We start from the raw sequence: 19,122 nt of genomic DNA, 5'->3' as shown, positions 1-19,122 counted from the left end.
GGCGCGCATGAAGATCGTCAAACCGATGACCCTCGGCCTGATGCACCGCCCGTACCGCTGGCAGGGGCGCGACCGCCTGCTGGTGGCGACGCTGGGTTTCTTCGCGCTGGGCGGGCGGCCGGATGCCTTGCTGCGCGACAACCTGCAGTGGCGCAAGGTGATGTCCGCGCTGCCGCCGGGCCGGCCGCTGGACGAGCTGATGCCCAAGACCCGCGGCGAAGTGCTGCTGGCCGGCAGCGCGCATGCGGCGAACGGGCTGGCGGTGACCGAGCAGATGGTGCGCCTGGTGGTGGGCAGCGCGATGTCGAACGGCGGGAAATCGGGTGGCGTGGACAAGCGCCTGCGCGTGGTCGGCGACCGCCAGTGGATGTACGGCATGCTGCCCTGGCTGCAGGTGACCGAGCCGCTGCCGTTCACCCAGATGCCGCTGACCTGGAGCCGCGCCTACGGCGGCGCGGGCCATCCGGCGAACCCGGAAGGACGCGGCTACGCGCGCCATCCGCTCGCCGCATTCTTCGGCCGCAACCACGGCGACATGCCGAACGTGGAACAGCCGCAGCGGCCCGTGCGGGGCCCGCGCCGGCGTTACGCGCCGGCCGGCTTCGGCCAGCTCGACGTGGGCTGGACGCCGCGGCGGCAGTGGATCGGCAGCTACGGCAAGCGCTGGCGCAGCGAGGCGTATCCGGGGCTGGCCGACGATACGCATCCGGAATTCTTCAACGCGGCGCCGCTGGACCAGCGCATCGAAGGCTTCTTCGCCGGCGGCGAAGCGTATCGCCTGGAAGGCATGCATCCGCGCCTGCCGGTGATCGAAGGCTGGCTGCCGGAGTTCCGGCCGCGCGCGTTCGCCCATCGCGCGGGCCGGCCGGCGGATGCGGTGGACGAGGTGGCGCTGTCGTTCGACACGGTGTGGTTCTTCCCCGACGCGGAGCTGGGCGTGACCATCCACCGCGGCGAGATCGAGGTGGAGGACAGCCTGGCGCTGGACGTGGAAGCGCTGATGGTGGCCTACGAACATGCCGACGACGCGCCGCGTGCGCTGTCGCACTACGGCGAGGTGCTGGCGCTGCGGCTCAACCGCGACACCGCCGCGCGCCACGTCTTCAACGAAGCGCAGCTGACGCCGGAACCCGACGCCGCCCTGCGCGCCGCGCGGCAGACGGAAGTGCAGGAAGAACAGCAGCGCCGCGTCGCCGTGCGCGCGGCGCGCGAAGCGGGCCTGGCCGCGGAATTCGAAGCGTCTTCCGGCATGCCCGCGCCGCCGCCGGCGCCAGCGCCGCTGGCGGTGGACTTGCCGGTGCCCGGCGAAGCCGCGATCCGCCGCGGCGATTTCGATCTCAGCCCGATGCTCGACGCCGTCGAACGCATCGGCCGCGCAGCGAAGGAGCAGGCGCAGGCGCGCCGCGACGAAGCCGCCGCGCAGCTGGCGCAGTTGCCGGAGCTGCCGCCCGCGGTACCGGCCACCACCGAGGAAGCGCTGGCGCGCGCGGCCGGGCAGGGCGGCGCGATGGGTGCGCTCGGTGAGTTCGGCGCGCTGGCCGGCGTGCCGCCGGTGGCGGTGGAACAGATCCACGAACTGCAGCGCAAGGGCCGCCTGGCCTCGCCGCAACCGAGCGTGCCGGGCCTGCCGCTGCAACCGGCGGTGGCGGCCGCGATCGGCCAATGGCTGCTGCTGCGCGTGCGCGAAGGCGGCTCGCTGCACGGTTGCGATCTGGCCGGCGCGGACCTGCGCGGCGCCATGCTGTCCGGTGCGGATCTGCGTGGCGCGCTGCTGGAGGCTTCCGATCTGCGCGGCGCCCAGCTCGACGGCGCGGACTTGAGCGAAGTGGCGCTGACCGGCGCCACCATGGATGCGGCCAATTGCGCCGCCGCCTGCTTCGACGGCGCCAACCTCGCCCGCACCCGCGCGCACGACGCCGTGTTCCGCGGCGCCAGCTTCGCCGGCACGCAGGCCGGCGATGCCGACTGGAGCCGCGCGGACCTGGCCGGTGCGCGCTTCGAGCGCTGGATCGCGCCGAACATCGTGCTGGAAGGCGCCAACCTGGAACACGCCACCCTGGCCGACTGCGTGCTGCTGCACGCCAAGGCCGACGGCAGCCGCTGGGCGCATGCGGCCTGGCAGCGCACGGTGGCGCTGGGTTCCAGCCTGGCCGGCAGCGACTGGCGCGAGGCGGCGCTGTCGCGCAGCGTGCTGATGGAATGCCGGCTTACCGACAGCCACTGGGCCGGCGCCGACCTGGCCCGCGTGCAGGGCGGCGGCGGCGCGGACTGGTCGCGCGCCGACCTGCAGCGCGTGCGCGCCGACCACAGCAGCTGGCGCGGCGCCAACCTGGCCGATGCCAACCTGGCCGAGGGGCAGTTCCGCGAATGCGATTTCAGCGGCGCGCGCCTGCCGCATGCGGTGCTGGAACGCACCTTGTTCTACCGCTCGCTGTTCATGGGCGGCGAACTCACCGGCTGCCATGCGGAAGCGGCGGACTTCTACCAGGCCATGTGCCGCCGCGCGGACTTCCGCGAGGCGGACCTGCGCGAAGCGAACTTCGTGCAGGCCGAATGCGCCGAGGCGCGCTTCGACCACGCGCGGCTGGAAGGCGTGCGGCTGGAGCCGGGACGGAGGCTGCCATGAGCGAAGCGGCCATCTCCTGGGACGATATCGCCCACCTGCAGCGCCTGGGGCGTCCGGTGAACGGCGTCGACCTGGGCGTGCTCGATGGCAGTGGCCGCGCGATCGAATCGCTGCTGTTCAACCAGGTGAACTGGCGCGGCGCCGATCTGCATGGCGCGCGGCTGCAGCATGTGAATTTCATCGACTGCGATCTGCGTGATGCCGACTTTAGCGGCGCGACCTTCGAAAGCTGCAGCTTCACGCGCTGCAAGCTGGGCGCTTCGCGCTGGGGCGGAGCGAACCTGCAGCAGTGTTCGTTCGCGCTGGCCGACTTGTCGGCGTCCGTGTGGACCAAGGCGGAAGTGGCGCTGTCGGCCTTCACCCAGACGGATCTGCGCCTGGCCAGCTTCGCGCATGCGCTCCTGCATCGCACCGTCGCCACCCAATGCGACGTTGCCGGCCTGGTGCTTGCGCATGCGACGCTGGCGCAGGCGGTGCTGCCCGGCGCGGACTTCCGCGTGATCGACGTCACCGGCCTGGTCGCGCAGGCGGCGGTGCTGCAAGGCGGGCTTTTCGGCGGCATGGACCTGCGCGGCCTGGTGCTGCAGCGCTGCCTGCTGGAAGGCGCCGACTTCACCGGCGCGCGGCTGGACGGCGCCGATCTGCGCGAGGCCAATCTGCGCAAGGCTGTCTTCGCCAGGGCCAGCCTGCGCGCAGCGAAACTCGACAACGCATTGCTGCTCGACTCCAGCTGGAGCGAGGTGGATGCGGCCGGCCTGTCCTGCGAAGGCGCGCTGTTCCAGTCCGCCGAGTTGCAGCAAGTGTCGCTGGTGGAAGCGCGCGGCACCGGCAGCGTGTGGGACCACGCGCGGCTGACCGGGGTCGACTTCGGCCACGCCACGCTGAGCTATGCGCGCTTCGACCATGCCAGCGGCGGACGCGTCGGTTTCCGCCACGCGCGGCTGGACCACGCCAGCTTCCACAACACCCGCTTTGTTCAAGCCGACCTGCACGCGGCGCAGACCCAACGCCTGCGCGGCACCTCGTCCTCCCGCCTCGCCGCCGAGGCCCGCGCCCTTGCCCTGGAGACCGCCTGATGTTCGCCGCCCGCCAAGCCAAACCCGTTCAAGCGGCCGCGCCCGCCTGGTTCGAAGCCACCATCCGCGATGCCGCCGGCCGCGACGGCTGGCGCCTGGACGACGGCCGCTGCGCGCGCCAGGCGGTGTCCTGCCTGGTCACGCCGCAGGCGGGCGACCGCGTGCTGCTGGTCGCCACCGCCGACGGCGAATGCTTTGTGCTGCACGTGCTGGCGCGCGCCGAAGGCGGCCGCGCCACGCTGGCGGTGCCGGGCGCCGACGCCGTGTCGATCCGCCAGGCCGAGGTGGATATCGCCGCCACGCGCAACATCGCGCTGCGCGCCGGCGAAGGCGTGGAAGTGACGGCGGTGCAGGGCGCGCTCGCGCTCAGCGGGCGGCAGCTGTTCGCCAGCGCCGCGGAGTCGCTGGTGCAGACCGCGCGTACCTATGTCGGCCAGGTCGAACAGTTCCTGCTCGACGCGCGGCAGTTCCTGCGGCTGCATGGCGAGCAGGCCATGATCACCGCGCGGCAGGACGCCAAGATCGATGCCGAGCGCATCAGCCTGGGATAAGCCGATGTTCGTCAACACCAATCTCGGCGTGCTCAACCTGGCCTTCCCGGACGTGTGCTTCGTGCCGGTGCTGGGCGTGCCCACGCCGATGCCGTTTCCGAATATCGCCTTGTCGTTCGCGGACATCCCCGCGCAGTTCGAGGTGATCGTCGGCGGCGGGCTGGCGGAAAACCTGGTCACCGTGGGCGCGCTGAGCAACGGCGACCAGCCGGGCGCGGAAGGCGGCGTGGTCTCGCATCTGTTCATGGGGCCGTTCCGCTCGATCCTGGGCAGCTTCAAGGTGTTCATGGGTGGCATTCCGTGCACGCACATGCTGGGGCTGGTGGGCCAGAACGGCCTGCTGCCGAACATGGTGGGAGTGTCGCTGACGCCCGCCCAGGTCACCGTGCTGGTGCTGAGCTGATGCGCGCGCGACTTCTATTGCTGTTGCTGCTGCTGGCCGCGCCGGCCGGATGCAGCTCGGTCAACAAGCTGCTCGGCCGCACGCCGACCACCACGCTGTCCAGCGTGCGCGTGGCCGCGCCGCCGGGCGCCAATCTCAATTCGGCGGTGCAGCTGGACCTGGTGTTCCTGTACGACCTGAAGAACGAAGCCATGCTGCCCAAGACCGGGCCGGAGTGGTTCGCGCAGAAAACCGCGCTGATCAACGGGCTGGGCACCTCGGTCGATGCGGTGCACCTGGAGATCCCGCCTGCGCAGGTGATCGATCCGGTGCCTTTGCCCAAGCGCGCGGGCAAGGCGGTGGCCGTGTATGCCTTTGCCAACTATCTGTCGGCCGACGGGCAAGCGCGCGCCGATCTCACCAAATTCCGCCGGGCGGTGGTGTGGCTGCAGGCCACCCAGCTCGCCGTGACCGAACAGCCATGAACGCGACAGCAGGGGAAGCGCCATGAACGCCACCGTCGACACCCTGGACAGCCTGCCGGAGCCGGTCTCCTGGTCGGAGGGCATGCTGCTGTCGCCGCATCACTTCCAGCAGAACGACATCTACTGGAACAACCTGCTGCACCGCCGCATGGTGATGCTGCAGCCGCATGCCTGGGGCGTGCTGGACATGGCGCTGGACCCCACGGAACTGAGCAAGGGCCGGGTGGTGTTCCAGCGCCTGCGCTGCGTGATGACCGACGGGCTGGTGATCGACTATCCCGGCCATTTCGCGCCGGCGGGCCTGTCGCTGGACCTGAGCGGCACCGACTGGAACCAGCAGAAGCAGGTCCGCGTGCATCTGCGCGTGCCGGTGCGCGGCAAGGGCGCGGCCAGCGACATCGGCGACATGCAGCGCTACACCATCGAGCGCGGCAACCTGGAGGCGGACGAGAACACCGGCAAGGACGAGATCGTGGTCGACCGCATGCGGCCCAAGCTCAGCCTGGCCGCGGGCGACAACGTGGCCAAGAGCTATTGCTCGGTGCCTTTGCTTGAGCTGTACGGCGATTCGCGCGGCGTGCACCTGGCGCCGTTCCATCCGCCGATGCTGAACATCGGCGCCTCGGCGTTCCAGGGCGACGGCAGCCTGCAGCGCTCGCTGGCCTCGCTGTCGGAGTTGCTGTGGAAAAAATACCGCGAACTGCTCGGCGTGCGCCTGGACGACCGCGGCCAGCCGCGCCTGGACAGCGAGAGCAGCGCGCAGGTGCAGGCCGCGCGCCATCTGGTGATGGCGATGCCGACTTTCGACGTGATGCTGCAGTCGCCGCATACGCATCCGGCCGATCTTTATCTGGGCCTGTCGCAGCTGGTGGGCTTCGTCGCCGCCACGCCGGGCGCGCCGCCGCCGCCGGTGCTGGGCGCCTACGAGCATGAGGACTGCGTGCCGGGTTTCACCCGCGCGATTGCCTACGTGCGCGACCAGCTCAACCGGCTCAATGCCAACTTCCGCGTGCTGGAATTCCAGCGCGTGGGGAGTTCCGGTTTCCGCCTGCAGCTGCCGCGCGGCATCGACACCGGCAAGCTGCTGATCGAACTGGCGCCGCGCGCAGGCCAGAACGCCGCCACCATGAGCCAGTGGCTGGGCAGCGCGCGCATGGCCAACGAAGAGCTGATCTACCTGCTGGTGCGCCGCCGCTATCCCGGCGCCACGGTGAAGGAGGCCACGCCGCAGCAGGTGGCCGCGATCAACCTGCGTCCCGGCGCCTTCGTCTACGAGGTGAACAACGCCACCATCGAAGGCGAGGACGGTGCGGCGCGGCCGCTGATCAGCGAAGGCCATACTTTCGTCATCCTCGGCGAGCCGGACGAGCACGTGCCGGCCGCGATCACCCTGTACCTGCCGCGCGAAGGAGCCACCGCGCGGCCATGAACGGAACGGTTGCCTCCTCCAACTTCCTGCTGGGACGCTTCGCGGCGTTCTACGAGGAAGTCGCGCAGGTCAAGCTCGCCATCCAGAAGGGCGAGCTGACGCGGCTGCTGCAGCCGGACAACCCGCACGGGGAGCTGGAGGCGCACCAGAGCGTGGAACGCATCGCGCACCGCCTGCTGGCCGTGCTGGACCGCCAGTCGCGCGACGTGCAGGCCGCGGCCACCAGCGCGGAGCTGGAGGCCTACCGCCGCGCGCGCTACGCGATGGTGGCGCTGGCCGACGAGATCTTCATTCTCGAACTGCACTGGGCCGGCGCCGAACACTGGCCCGAGCACCTGCTCGAATACACGGTGGAACGCTCGCGCGTGGCCGGCCGGCGCTTCTTCGACCTGGTCGACGACCTGATGGGCGCGGGCGAGCGCAGCACGCTGGATGCGGACCTGGCCGCCGTGCTGCTGCTGGCCATGCAGCTGGGCTTCCAGGGCATGTACCGCGGCGCCGAAGGCTTGAAGAAACTGCGCCAGTACCGCGCGCGGCTGTATCCGCTGGCCAGCGGCCGCAAGCTCGGCAGCGTGGAGGCGCGCGCGTTTCCGCAGGCCTATGACTACACCGTGGTGTCCGACCGCGACAACACGCGCATCGCGCTGGCGCCGTGGCTGCGCGCCGCGGCCTACGGCGCGGCGATCTACCTGGTGCTGTCGTCGCTGGTCTGGCTGTTGCTCACCTGGTCGCTGCTGGACGCGATCAACAGCGGAGCGACATGAGCCCGAACCCCGCGCCCGCTACGGCTTCCAGCACTGCCGCCGCTTCCAGCGGCGGCTTCGATCCCTTGTTCCTGGTGCTGGCGGTACTGGCGGCGCTGGCGTTTCTGCTGATCGCCTGGCTGATGTGGCGCGCGCGCTCCAAGACCATCGCCACGCGTCCGGCGCAGAACCGCGATGGGCAGAGCGGGTGGGTGCGCTTCCGCGACGGCGTGCGCCGGCGCTATGCGGTGATCGAGCGCGCGCTGCGCTATCTGTGGGCGCGCCGCGACTGGCGCTACAAGAGCTCGTGGGTATTGCTGATGGGCTTCCCCGGCGATGGCAAGAGCAGCCTCGCCGCTTCGCTGCCCAAGGACATGCAGCGCGCCACGCACCAGCGCGAGGCCAAGCAGGAGGCGTATCTCAGCCAGGCCGTGCCGAACAGCCAGTGGCTGTTCCTGGAGCGGGGCATCCTGATCGATCCGGACAGCGTGCTGGGCGAACCGCTGAAGCCCGCGGCCGGCATCGGCGGCTCCGCCACCGACACGCCCGGCGCGCGCTGGAGCGAGATGCTGGCCGATATCGACAGCCTGCGCCCGGACCGCGCGCTGGACGGCATCGTGTGGGTGATCTCGGCCGAGCGCCTGTGCCAGGCCACGGCGGAGCAGCGCGCGGCGATGGGCCGCTATGCGTATGCGCGCATCCACGAACTGCAGGATGCATTTGCATATGCGCTGCCGGTGTACGTGGTGTTCAGCCACTGCGACAGCATTCCCGGCTTCGACGGTTTCTGGCGCACGCAGGACGCGCGGCTGCAGCGCCAGATCGTGGGCTGGTCCAGCCCCACGCTCGACGACAACGGCCTGCCGGCCGACTGGGTGCCCAAGGCCTTCGACAAGGTGATCGAAGGCATGCGCAGCCTGGTGCTGGAAGCGGCCACCAGCCACGACCATATCGACGACGTCGACGGCTTCTTCCTGTTTCCGCAGCACATGCGCAGCCTGCAGGCGCCGGCGCTGGATTTCCTCTCCACGCTGTTCAAGACCAATGTGTACGAGACGCGCTCGTTCTGCCGCGGCCTGTACTTCTGCGGCGTGGTGGATGCGGGCAAGGGACCGGAGGTGGCCGGGCCGCGCAAGGATGTCGCCTTCACCGAAAGCCTGGTCCGCGACAAGGTGCTCGGCGAGCAGCGCCTGGCGCAGCGCACGCAGAAGGGCCTGCTGGCGCGCAACCGGCTGATCCGCCGCCTGCAGCTGGCGCTGGTCGGCCTGGCCGTGCTGCTGGCGGTGGCCTTGCCGTGGAGCGCGGCGCGGGTGAACCACCATGCGCAGGGGCTGCGCGACACGCTGCTCAACATCCAGCTCAACAGCCGCTCGCTGGCCCAGCACGGCTGCCTGGACCAGGAGCGCGTGTACAAGCTGATCGCGCAGATCACCACCTTGAGCGAGGACACGCGCTACGCCGCCATTCCGCTGTCGTGGGTGGACGGACGCATCCATCGCGGCATTACCGAGGTGGTGTCCAAGAACGCGCTGCAGCAAGTGGTGCTGCCCTCGATGGCGTGCAAGCTGCAGCAGCGCATCGACGATATGTCCGCCGCCACGCTCAAGGTGTCGGAGAACACGGTGGCGCCGGATGCGGTGTATGCCGATTATCTCGCCCAGCTGAAGCGCCAGCTCGACCAGCTGTCGGCGCTGGAAGGCGGCCTGATGCGCTTCGGCCGCATCGCCCAGCCGGGCATGGCCGACCGCAACGCCCAGCTGCTGGATTTCGGCGCGCTGGCCGATTACCTCTACGGCAGCCCACTGCCGGCCGACACCATCAAGCGCGACAGCCCGCTGGCCGACGCGCTGTCGGTGGCCACCTATGCGGACGCGCCGGCGATTTCGCCGGAACTGCGCGAGCGGCTGGGCAAGCAGTTCGAGCGCATGGCCGCGCAGGCCGAGCACGACCTGCTGCACCGCGCGGCGGACGGCGTGCCGCTGCTGTCGGCCCTGCAGGAAGGCAAGCCGCCGCTGCTCGATACGCTGCGCGGCTTCAACAGCTGGCTGGCCTGGGTGCACAAGAGCTGGCTGCTGAGCACGCCGCAGGACAACCCCTGCACGCGCATGGGCGAGGAGATCGCTCCGGGCATCGAGCACCTGATCAAGAACCACCACTACGACCCGGAGCTGCGCACCACCCTGGGCTTCTTCGACCTGGACAGCTGCTACCAGCCCGCGGTGGACAGCCTGCGCAGCGCCACGCTGGCGCCGTATGGCGCGCTGTTCGTGGTCAATCCCAGCAATCACCAGCTCGAAGGCATCAGCCCCGGCCTGGGCCGCGAAGTCGGCGGCTTGCGCGCGCTGGCCGGCACCGCCTTCATGCAGGTGAAGTCGCCGCAGCAGTACAGCTGCAACGGCGCCGCCGGCGGCTGGCGGCCGAGCACCTTCGACGAACTGCTGACCCAGCTGCGCGAATACCAGGAATTCGCCAGCCACGAGAAGATCGACCAGACCGGCAGCAGCACGGGGCAGCCGCTGTACGAGCGCCTGGCGCGCACCCAGCTGCAGCTCGCCTTGCAGGACAGCCTGGCGCGCAACCAGCGCGGGCAGGTGCAGGCGATCGATACGGGACTGGACGCCACCTCGCAGCTCGATCGCGAGCTGGCGGACGAAAGCTCCAGCCTGGCCGCCTCGGTGGAGCCGCTGCTGCAGGCCCAGCAGCGCATGCGCCAGCTCGGCTTCGGCAGCCTGGCCGACGAGGTGGGGCAGTGCGCGCAGAACTATGCCTCGAGCATGCTGCTGGATGTGTCGGAGCTGGCCTCGGCCAGCCATCTGTACGACCCGCCCGCGCCCAGCGGCGGCGACGACAGCGCGCCGCTGTTCGACCTGGGCAGCGTGCCGGTGCTGCAGGGCTACCTGGATCGCCAGCTGCAGCGCGCGGAAGTGCTGTCGCGCTATGCGGCGCCGTTCGTGACGCTGCTGAAGCAGACGCGCGGCGTCAACAACAGCCAGCGCAGCAATACCCAGGTCGACGCTTACTGGGGCGGCACCATCAGCGAGTTGAACCGCGCGGTGCAGTTCGCCGACCCCGCGGGGCAGGTGGCGCACCTCAACGATTTCTTCCTCAAGCAGCTGGCCAGCCTGAGCTATGCCAACTGCGAGGCGACCCTGGCCGCCTATGTGCCGGCCGCGGTGGGCAACGATCTGTTCTCTTCGCGCCGCGGCGATATGGAAAAGCTGGCCAGGGCGGCGTGTTCGGGCCGCGGGCAGGCCAGTTCGGACCTGCACTACGCGCGCATCGGCATGCTGTTCAACAGCCAGCTGGCGGGGCGCTATCCGTTCGGCCCGGTGGATTCGCGCGAAGTGTCGCCGGCGGTGGTGAAGGCGTTCTTCGTCTACTACGGCAAGGAAAAGCCGGAGCTCAAGGCCTGGCTGGAACACGCCACCGGCCCGCGCGCCGCCAGGATGAAGGCCTTTATCGGCCAGCTCGATGCGGTGGAAGCATTCTTCGCCGGCAATCTCTCGGCGCAGCCGCAGAGCCTGCCGATCCAGGTGAAGGTGGGCTTCCGCGCCTTGCCGGACCGCTCGCCGATCAGCAACCAGCTGATTGGCTGGACCCTGCGCGCGGGCGGCGCGCAGGGTGCCGCATGGCCGGGCGCGGACGACAGCTTCGCCTGGAGCGTGGGCACGCCGCTGTCGCTGGATCTGCAATGGGCCGACCGCTCGCGCTATATGCCGGTGCCCGACGCCGCGCAGCCGGAGCTGCGGGCCAGCGGCTATCACGCGGTGTTCGACACCGGCGGCTCCTGGGCGCTGCTGCGCTGGCTGGATGCGCATGCCGCGCCGCCGGAGAACGGCGCGCTCGATCCGGGCCAGCGCATGCTGCATTTCGCCGTGCCGGTGCTCGACGGCAGCGCGCCGAGGGATGCCAAGGCCACGGACAAGGCCGACCTGTACCTGACCCTGAAACTTTCCGGCACCGACGCCACGACCAAGGCGCCGGTGCCGCTGGAGGCGCCCGCGTTCCCGCGCGACGCGCCCGTGCTGTGGTGACCGACGGAGCAATGCGATGAGCCAGTACGCGCAAGCCAGGAACCTGGAGGCCACGCCGGAAGCGGTGGCCGAAGGCTGCGACGACGGCGGCTATTTCGAACGGCGCGTTGGCGTGCCGCTGGCCCGGCTGCTCGCGCCGCTGGACGGCCCGCAGCCGGCCGGCGCTTCCGCGCGCGGAAGCATGGGTTTCCGCATGATCCAGCAGCTGCGCCAGAGCGACGACGCCAGCCTGCCGATGGGCGCCTGGGCGATCGAGCCGCGCCGCGCCAACTGGCCGAAGGTGTCGCAGCTGGCGGCCGGCATGCTCGACACGGTGGGCAAGGACCTGCAGCTGGCCGCCTGGATGCTGGAGGCGGAACTGCACGAAGGCGGCTATGCCGCGCTGCAGCCGTGCTTCGCGCTGCTGCGCGGCCTGTGCGAAACCTGGTGGGACGGCCTGCATCCGCGCGAGGACGGCGACGGCTACGACGCGCGCTGCAATATCGTGCGCTGGATCAACGAGAAGCTGCTCAACACCATCGCCCTGCTGCCGCTGGTGGAAGACGACGAACACGTCGCCAGCTGGTCGCAATGGGAGCTGGCGCATTACCACGAGCGCATGCGCGCGGTGCACGGCAACCTGCCGGAGGAAGCGCAGGACGCGGCCACGCTGGAGGACCTGCAAGGCCTGCTGGCGCGCATGGATGCCGGCGACCTGCGCGGACGCCACGCCGAGATCGGCGAAGGCCGCGCCGCCATCGCCGCTTTCGAGCACGCCTTGCGCGAACGGCTGGGGCCGGAGACGCCGCCGCTGGGACGGCTCGACGAGTTCCTCGCGCGCATCGAAGCGCTGCTGCGCGGCGAACTGACCCGGCGCGGCCCGGCGGCCTTGCCGCCGGTGGCGCCGATGCCGTTCGACGAGGAAGCGGATGAGCAGGACGAGGACGGCGCGCCGCACGCAGCCGGCGATCTGTTCGGCGAGCGCGAACGCGCCTACCAGGTGCTGGCGCAGATCGGCGAATACCTGATGCAGGTGGAGCCGCACAGCCCCGTGCCGTACCTGATCCGCCGCGCGGTGGCGTGGGGCGGGTTGAACGCGGCGGAGCTGTATCGGGAAGTGTTCCAGAAAGGGGGCGGGCGGATCGAGATCTTCGAGCTGCTCGGCGGCGAAGCGGACGCGTAACGTCCATCGGGCAAGACCAGCTCACCCACCTACGCAGCGATTCAAAGGCCACGCATGCCTTCCCATCCTTCCGACGACCAGCTCGGCCTGCGCCACGTCTTCACCCGGGTGCGCAACAACGCGCGCTTCTATCTTTCCGGCAGACCGCCCAAGCAGAAGCAGCGCATGGGCAAGCTCGCGCGCGAGGGCATCTCGCCGAAGTTGCGCGGGGAACTGAGCAAACGCCGCCGCGAGTGGGTGAAATGGGTCCGCGCGGGCGGCGCTGGCGAATACAAGAAGGCCATCCGCGTGACCACCGACAAGGTGCTGACCAGCCGCCTCGGCGCGGCGGCCACCTTCGTCGGCATCGGGTTGGACGAGAACATCGCCACCCGCGTGCTGAAAGTGCGCAGCAACTTCACGGGCATCAGCAAGCGGCGGGCCCGCGATATATTCGACGCCCGTTCGCGCACAGCCGACCTGGTCTGGTACAACCCGCCGCCGACGGCCGCCGCCGTTCCCGGTAGCTGGGAACCGCTCGCCGGGCACACGCCGTCGATCAAGTCGCAGGCGATCGGCGGCACCAAGGCGGCCATCGTCACCGGCCACGGCAACGGCCAGCCGGGCAGCGGACGCGACGGCATGCGCGAGCTGGCGGTCGACCGCAGCCGGCAGGAAGTGACCTCGCCCAGCGCCTTCCTGGACACGCTGGTGATGGGTTCGCTGGCGACCATCAAGCACATGTCCGAGCCCTCGACTCGGCTGGCCCTGGCCAAGCCGCACGTGCATGCGCTGCCCGGGCCGCGCTTCGCCGCGCTCACCGGCAACAACGATCTGCGCCATGGTCCGACTTTCGACAGCATGGTCGACCACGTGCAGGAAGAGCGTGAGCGCAAGAAGTGGGAAGTCGGCGCGGTGATGCACGGCAACGACCGCCTCAAGCCCCTGGTGCCACCGGTGATCCGCAGCTATCTGGAGACGCATGGCAACCAGCCGCGCCAGGCCATGGAGGCGTTCCGCTACGACGCGCACCACGCCTGGATCAAACCTTCGATCAACACGGCGCCGGAATCGGATACGCGCGATCTGCACACCAAGTCACTGCACCAGATGGCCACCAAGACCGCCACCAGCGGACGCCGGCAGCGCGCGCTCAGCGACGCACGCATGCTGCCGGCGACGCAGCCGCCGAACAGCCGCGGACATTGAGCCGCCGCCGCAACCCAGGAGCCGCAGATGCCCAAGAGCAACTCCAACTGGACCTGGTCCTTCGTCAAGGACGGCAACACCAACGTCGGGCGTATCAGCTACGCCAGCAGCACTCAGGGGGAATACCAGGCGTTCAAGACCAAGGCCGCGCTGGCGCGCGGCGTGCCGCGGTTCGGGTCGCGCCGCAAGACCTACACGCCGGCACAGGGCGGTGGCATCCGCAAGACCTATGTGTCCGCCTCGCTGCGCCGGCGCATGCCGCGCGCCAAGCGCGACGACCTGGCGGCCATCGGCGTGCTCAATCCCGCGTTCAATCCGGTGGGCGGCGGACACAAGTCGCACCTGGTGCCGGACATCTTCGGCGGGCCCAGCAGCGCGCATAACCTGATCAACGAAACGCAGCGCATCAACACCAGCGGGCACAAGCGCATCGAGAACCGCATCGGCCGCCTGATCAAGGCGGTGACCGCGGCCAACGACACCAGTCCCCTCGCCAAGCGCGGCGGCCTGGTGATGCGCGAGGACTTCGACCAGCAGGGGCGCTCGACCGAGCGCGTCTACATGTTGAGCGTGCTGAACCGCACGAACCGCACGCGCACGTATCACAAGCTGAGCTTCAAGCGCTTGTGAGCGCAGGCGTGGAGGAGCCGCCATGGCACACCGCAAGTACGACAATCCAAGACGCGGCACGCTGGGTTTCGTCCGGACCCGGCCGCTGCGGCCACCCACGCGCCAGGACGTGCTGGCGCTCGGCGGGATCGTCGCGGGGCCTTACGGTACGCCGGGCTATGAACACGCCAAGCCCGGCCCGCCGATGCTGCTGCGCCCCGAGAGCGGGCGCAAGGCCAGGAGTGCGGAAGTCTCCGGGCAGCTCACCGCCGCCAACCCGATCAAGCGCCAGCCGATCACCATCACGCATCGCGAGGACGCGTTCGGCGCGGGCGCATTCTGGGATCACTACACCACGCGCAGTACCACCGGGCGCCAAACCGACATCAGCCATCATCGCAAGGTGACGGCGACGCTTGAAGCCTCCGGCGTACGCAACCGCGGACAATACACGGGCGCCTTGCCGGGGAGGCGTCCATCGCGCACCACCGGGCCCGGCTCCGGCCTGCTGCTGATCACTGGCGGCAATTACGGCCTGGAGTCGGAGACGCCGCGCAATCGCGATCATGTCGCCGCGGACGGTGCGCTCAAGCGCCATGGCCGGCGCGTACGCCACGAGGCGGATCTGCTGAAGCAGGCGCAGCTCACCGGGCGGCCAGTGCTGGGCATCTGCGGCGGCTCGTGGCGCGTGCTGGAGTCGTACGGCGGCAGCACCCGCGGGGTGAAGCCGAAGACGCACCAGACCAAGAAGATGCCATACCTCACCACCAAGGGCGTGGTAGCCCGGGTCGCCAGCACGCACGGCCTGGACGTGACACCCGGCAGCATGCTGTCCGGCGCCTTCCGCGACGACCAGCAGGCCACGCCTTCACAGGTGAACACGGCGCACTGGGCGGTGGCGGAGGAGGCCAGCCCCGGACACCTGAAGGGCGTTCCGACCATCGGCCGCAACAAGCAACCCCTGTTGACGATCAGCGCGCGCGGCGGCACGCGCAACGATCCGCCCTACCTGAAGAAAACCGAGAAGGTGCCCGACCGCAGCGTGGAAGCGTTCGAGACCCGCCACGGCGCACCGGTGATGGGTATCCAGTGGCATCCGGAAGCCTATGGCACGGGCTTCGAGGCTTCTCATACGCAAGCCAACCGGCGCCTGCTCGACTGGATGGCGCAGGCCGGCGACGCCTACGAGGCACGGCGCGGCATGACCCAGCAGTTCAAGGCCGCGCTGGATCCGCGCCGTTCGCTGCCGCCGCGCATGCAGGACAACCGCGCCTTGGCGGTGGCGCGCCGGAACGCGCAGCGCGGGCTGCATCACGGCGAGGAGGCGGCGATCGAGGCGCGCCACGACCTGGCCGACGAATTCAGCCGGCGGGTAGGCGCGCGGCGTTTGACGCCGCGTTACCTGGTCGGCAATCAGGCACTGCAACTGGTGCGCCGGAACGCGAAGCTGTGAGCACGCTCGCGCCATCGGCACGCGCCGATCGAACCACCACCCCATGACCAGCTAGGAGGGCGCCACCATGCCCAAGAAAGGCAGCACCGGCAGTACCTCGTGGGAAAACGCGATCGCGCCGCACGTCAAGGGCAGCGGCGCCTCGCAGGCCGGCTTCCAGTCCAAGCTGGGCATGAAGACGGTCGGCCCTCGCAGCTATTCGGGCAACCGCGAGCGGCAGTTGTTCCGCCAGGTGTCCACGCGGCTGTTCTTCCACGCCAAGGCGCGGGCCAAGAAGAAGGACTTGGCCAATCCGGTGGAAATCCAGATGATGCGCGCCGGCTCCAACGTCTTCATCGGCAGCAACGAGGACGATACCGCGCATACCATCCACAGCACGCTGTCCTACACCGGCAGCACGCGCAAGGCGCTGGTGGAGAAAAGCTACTTCGCTACCAAAAAGTCTGCGGGCGGGCGCATCACCAGCCGGCATGCCGACAAGCTGCAATCGCGCATGTTCGACGACAAGGCGCAGAAGAAATGGGTGAAAGCCGGCAAGGGCGCGGACGCCGCCTCGCGCACGCGCGCGGCCTACTCGGCCAAGCTGCTGCGCGACGTGGAGCCGGAGTTCCTGGACATGACCGACAAGGCGGCGGTGAAGCAGGCCTTCAAGTCGACCGGCAAGGTCTACATCGTGCACAGCAGCTACGCCAGCGCGCAGGAAGGCCGCCACGTCGAAGAGAAGTTCATGGACATGCTGGAGACCAGCGGCCACAAGACGCGCACAGTGATCGGCGGCAAGATGCGCCCCTGCCTGACCTGCTCGGGCCGCATGAGCCATACCAAGTCCGAAGGCCACGACGTGGATTACGGCAACGAACCGGGCAAGATCTGGAAGATGCGCTACGAGGCGCAGCCGAAGGCGGTGCGCAAGAAAACCGCGGCGCTGGCGCAGAGCCAGAAGACCTTCAAGTCGAAGGCGGGCTTCGGCTTCGAAGCGGAATCGGATTCGGAGAGCGAAGACTGAAGGCTCAGGCGGGTTGCGCGCGGCCGAGGCGGCGGTAGTCCTTCGGCGTCACCCCGAAGTGCCAATGGAACAGTTCGCCGAAGTGCGAGGGCATGGAGAAGCCCAGGGCGTCGGCGATCGCAGCCACCGGCTGGTCCGTCTCCAGCAGGCGCGGCTGGCCAGGTGCAAGCGACGCGTGCGCACCCGCAACACCGTCATTCCGGCGCAGGCCGGAATCCAGTAACGACAGGGTTCGGTTATCGCGGAGACGTACAAGAAGCAGTGCTCTGGAGCGCCGCGCTCCATGCAGCGCCTCGCCACTGGATTCCGGCCTGCGCCGGAATGACGAGCTTGTGCATGCGCACAATCCCCCTCGCGCCGCCTCGCGTATAGTCGCCGCTTCGTCCCCAGGGGAACCACGCATGCTACGCAAGCACCTGCCCACCCTTCTTGGCGGCATGGCCGCCACCTTCTGTCTCGCGCTGCCGTTCGCGGCCGCCGCGCAGGCCAAGGATCCCCAGGCCGAACAGATCGCCAAGCGCAACGCCACCGAGCAGTCGCTGCAGGAAGTGGCGGTGGTCGACCGCAAGGTGATGGTGAAGATGCGCGACGGCAAGCGCATGGCCGCGGACATCTACCGGCCCAAGGGCGCGGGCAAGGTGCCGACGATCTTTTCGCGCACGCCGTACAACTTCAATTACTGGGATGTGAAACTCGGCGCCCCGCGCGACATGACGCGCGCGCTCGATGCGGTGAAGCACGGCTACGCCTATGTCGAAATGAACGAGCGCGGCCATTTCTTCTCCGAGGGCAATTACGACATCCTCGGTGCGCCGGTCACCGACGGCGTCGACGCGGTACGCTGGATTTCCTCGCAGCCCTGGTCCAGCGGCAAGGTCGGCACCACCGGCTGTTCGTCCACCGCCGAGTGGCAGATGGCGGTGGTGGCGCAGAACGAACCGGCGCTGGCCACCTTCAACGTGCAGGGTTTCGGTGCCGGCGTCGGCCGGGTCGGTCCTTACTATGAGCAGGGCAACTGGTACCGCGGCGGCGCGGTGCAGATGCTGTTCATTGCCTGGATCTACGACTACGGCATCCAGAACCAGGTGCGGCCGAACTTCCCGGCCAATACCACCCAGGCCGAGCTGGTCAACGCCTCGCGCTATTTCGACCTGGCCACGCAGATGCCGCCGGTGGATTGGGACAAGGCGTTCTGGCACCTGCCGGTGAAGGACATGATCAAGGCGCTGGACGGCCCGCCGGGCATCTTCGACACGCGCATGCCGGTGGCCACCGGCGGCAACATGATCGCGCGCGCGCCGAACGACCCGGCCTGGTACAAGGGCGGCCTGTGGCACGACAACATGAAGATCGCCAAGCCGGGCCTGTGGTTCATGAGCTGGTTCGACGTGTCGGTGTCGCCGAACCTCGCCGCGTATAACGAAGTGCGCCGCACGGCGCCGAAGGAAGTGGCGGACGAGCAGTACGCCGTGATCGCGCCGGTGCTGCATTGCGCCTACACCCGCGCCAGCGAGCACACCATGGTCGGCGACCTGGACATGGGCGATGCGCGCTACGACTACAACGCCCTGGTGTTCGGCTGGTTCGACCGCTTCCTCAAGGGCGAGGACAGCGAGGTGGTGAAGAAGCAGCCCAAGGTCATGTACTACCTGATGGGCAAGAACGAGTGGAAGAAGTCGGCGACGTGGCCGCCGGCGGGCGCCACCACCAGGGAGTTCTACTTCGCCAGCGGCGGCAAGGCCAACACCATGTACGGCGACGGCAAGCTCGTCGCCCAGCCGGAAGCCGACGATCATCCGGACCGGTTCGTCTACGACCCGGCCAATCCGGTGATGACCTATGGCGGCGGCGGCTGCTGCCAGGGCAATGCGGTGAAGTTCGGCTCCTTCGACCAGCGCAAGGAAGAAGCCCGCAACGACGTGCTGGTCTACGACAGCGAGGCGTTCGCGCAGGGCACCGAGGTGAGCGGGCCGATCACGGTCACGCTGAATGTCTCCTCCAGCGCCAAGGACACCGACTTCACCTTCAAGGTGATCGACGTCTATCCGGACGGGCAGGCCTTCAACATCACCGAGAACATCCAGCGCATGCGCTACCGCAACGGCTACGACAAGCCGCTGGCGTGGATGAAGGCCGGCGAGGTGTATCCGGTGACGTTCCAGCCGATCGACACCAGCTACTACTTCAAGCCCGGGCACAAGCTGCGCATCGCGGTGTCCAGCAGCAACTTCCCGCGTTTCGACCGCAACCTCAACACCGGCGGCAACAACTTCGACGAGGCGGCCGGCGTGATCGCCAACAATGCCGTGCACCACAGCAGCGCCTATCCGTCGAAGATCGTGCTGACCGTGGTGCCCGAGCAGGCAGGCGCGCACTGA

15 protein-coding genes are annotated in these 19,122 nt (G+C 69.2%); 14 read left to right on the top strand and 1 reads right to left on the bottom strand.

Translation table 11 applies throughout. The features are described 5' to 3' along the window. Positions 1-7 precede the first annotated feature (7 nt). The 13 genes from FHW84_RS18285 to FHW84_RS18225 all read left to right on the top strand — a co-directional run bounded on the left by FHW84_RS18285 (position 8) and on the right by FHW84_RS18225 (position 16,744). A complete protein-coding gene (locus FHW84_RS18285) occupies positions 8-2,626 on the top strand; it encodes a DUF2169 domain-containing protein (RefSeq protein WP_167257423.1) in 2,619 nt (872 codons plus the stop codon). Beyond that, positions 2,623-3,702, top strand: a complete 1,080-nt coding sequence (locus tag FHW84_RS18280) for a pentapeptide repeat-containing protein (protein ID WP_167257422.1) — start codon at positions 2,623-2,625, stop codon at positions 3,700-3,702. Before FHW84_RS18285 ends, FHW84_RS18280 begins: the two co-directional genes overlap by 4 nt. Then, a complete protein-coding gene (locus tag FHW84_RS18275; RefSeq protein WP_167257421.1) occupies positions 3,702-4,253 on the top strand; it encodes a DUF3540 domain-containing protein in 552 nt (183 codons plus the stop codon). The genes FHW84_RS18280 and FHW84_RS18275 overlap by 1 nt, the downstream gene beginning before the upstream one ends. Before the next feature lie 4 nt (positions 4,254-4,257). Next, positions 4,258-4,656 carry a DUF4150 domain-containing protein gene (locus tag FHW84_RS18270; RefSeq protein ID WP_167257420.1) on the top strand — a complete coding sequence of 133 codons (399 nt, stop codon included), beginning with the start codon at positions 4,258-4,260 and terminating at the stop codon, positions 4,654-4,656. Then, entirely contained in the window at positions 4,656-5,120 is a 465-nt protein-coding gene (locus FHW84_RS18265; protein ID WP_167257419.1) for a hypothetical protein, read from the top strand. Before FHW84_RS18270 ends, FHW84_RS18265 begins: the two co-directional genes overlap by 1 nt. 22 nt (positions 5,121-5,142) lie before the next feature. Next, the gene (gene tssK, locus FHW84_RS18260) at positions 5,143-6,549 is read left to right on the top strand and encodes a type VI secretion system baseplate subunit TssK (protein ID WP_167257418.1); all 1,407 of its coding nucleotides are present in this window, start codon (positions 5,143-5,145) and stop codon (positions 6,547-6,549) included. After that, entirely contained in the window at positions 6,546-7,313 is a 768-nt protein-coding gene (locus FHW84_RS18255; protein WP_167257417.1) for a DotU family type IV/VI secretion system protein, read from the top strand. The genes tssK and FHW84_RS18255 overlap by 4 nt, the downstream gene beginning before the upstream one ends. Next, the gene (locus FHW84_RS18250) at positions 7,310-11,326 is read left to right on the top strand and encodes a type VI secretion system protein (RefSeq protein ID WP_167257416.1); all 4,017 of its coding nucleotides are present in this window, start codon (positions 7,310-7,312) and stop codon (positions 11,324-11,326) included. Before FHW84_RS18255 ends, FHW84_RS18250 begins: the two co-directional genes overlap by 4 nt. Before the next feature lie 16 nt (positions 11,327-11,342). Beyond that, positions 11,343-12,488 (top strand): type VI secretion system protein TssA, encoded by a 1,146-nt coding sequence (gene tssA, locus FHW84_RS18245; protein WP_167257415.1) that lies wholly within the window; start codon positions 11,343-11,345, stop codon positions 12,486-12,488. A 54-nt stretch (positions 12,489-12,542) separates the two neighbouring features. Then, complete coding sequence (locus FHW84_RS18240) at positions 12,543-13,676, top strand: hypothetical protein (protein WP_167257414.1); 1,134 nt, start codon at positions 12,543-12,545, stop codon at positions 13,674-13,676. Between the two features lie 27 nt (positions 13,677-13,703). Beyond that, a complete protein-coding gene (locus FHW84_RS18235) occupies positions 13,704-14,306 on the top strand; it encodes a DNA/RNA non-specific endonuclease (RefSeq protein WP_167257413.1) in 603 nt (200 codons plus the stop codon). Positions 14,307-14,328: 22 nt separating this feature from the next. Continuing rightward, positions 14,329-15,738 (top strand): gamma-glutamyl-gamma-aminobutyrate hydrolase family protein, encoded by a 1,410-nt coding sequence (locus tag FHW84_RS18230; protein ID WP_167257412.1) that lies wholly within the window; start codon positions 14,329-14,331, stop codon positions 15,736-15,738. 67 nt (positions 15,739-15,805) lie between these two features. Further along, positions 15,806-16,744 carry a hypothetical protein gene (locus FHW84_RS18225; protein ID WP_167257411.1) on the top strand — a complete coding sequence of 313 codons (939 nt, stop codon included), beginning with the start codon at positions 15,806-15,808 and terminating at the stop codon, positions 16,742-16,744. A gap of 4 nt (positions 16,745-16,748) precedes the next feature. On the opposite strand, the gene FHW84_RS18220 is transcribed toward FHW84_RS18225, so the two are convergent. Beyond that, positions 16,749-16,871 (bottom strand): helix-turn-helix domain-containing protein, encoded by a 123-nt coding sequence (locus tag FHW84_RS18220; protein ID WP_167257410.1) that lies wholly within the window; start codon positions 16,869-16,871, stop codon positions 16,749-16,751. Positions 16,872-17,145: 274 nt separating this feature from the next. On the opposite strand from FHW84_RS18220, the gene FHW84_RS18215 reads away from it, so the two are divergent. After that, positions 17,146-19,122 (top strand): CocE/NonD family hydrolase, encoded by a 1,977-nt coding sequence (locus tag FHW84_RS18215; protein ID WP_167257409.1) that lies wholly within the window; start codon positions 17,146-17,148, stop codon positions 19,120-19,122.

The sequence above is a fragment of the Dyella sp. SG562 genome (assembly GCF_011759495.1).
Taxonomy (GTDB): Bacteria; Pseudomonadota; Gammaproteobacteria; order Xanthomonadales; family Rhodanobacteraceae; genus Dyella_D; species Dyella_D marensis.
Note: the sequence above shows the minus strand (reverse complement) of the source record. Positions and strands in the feature narration are given on the sequence as shown.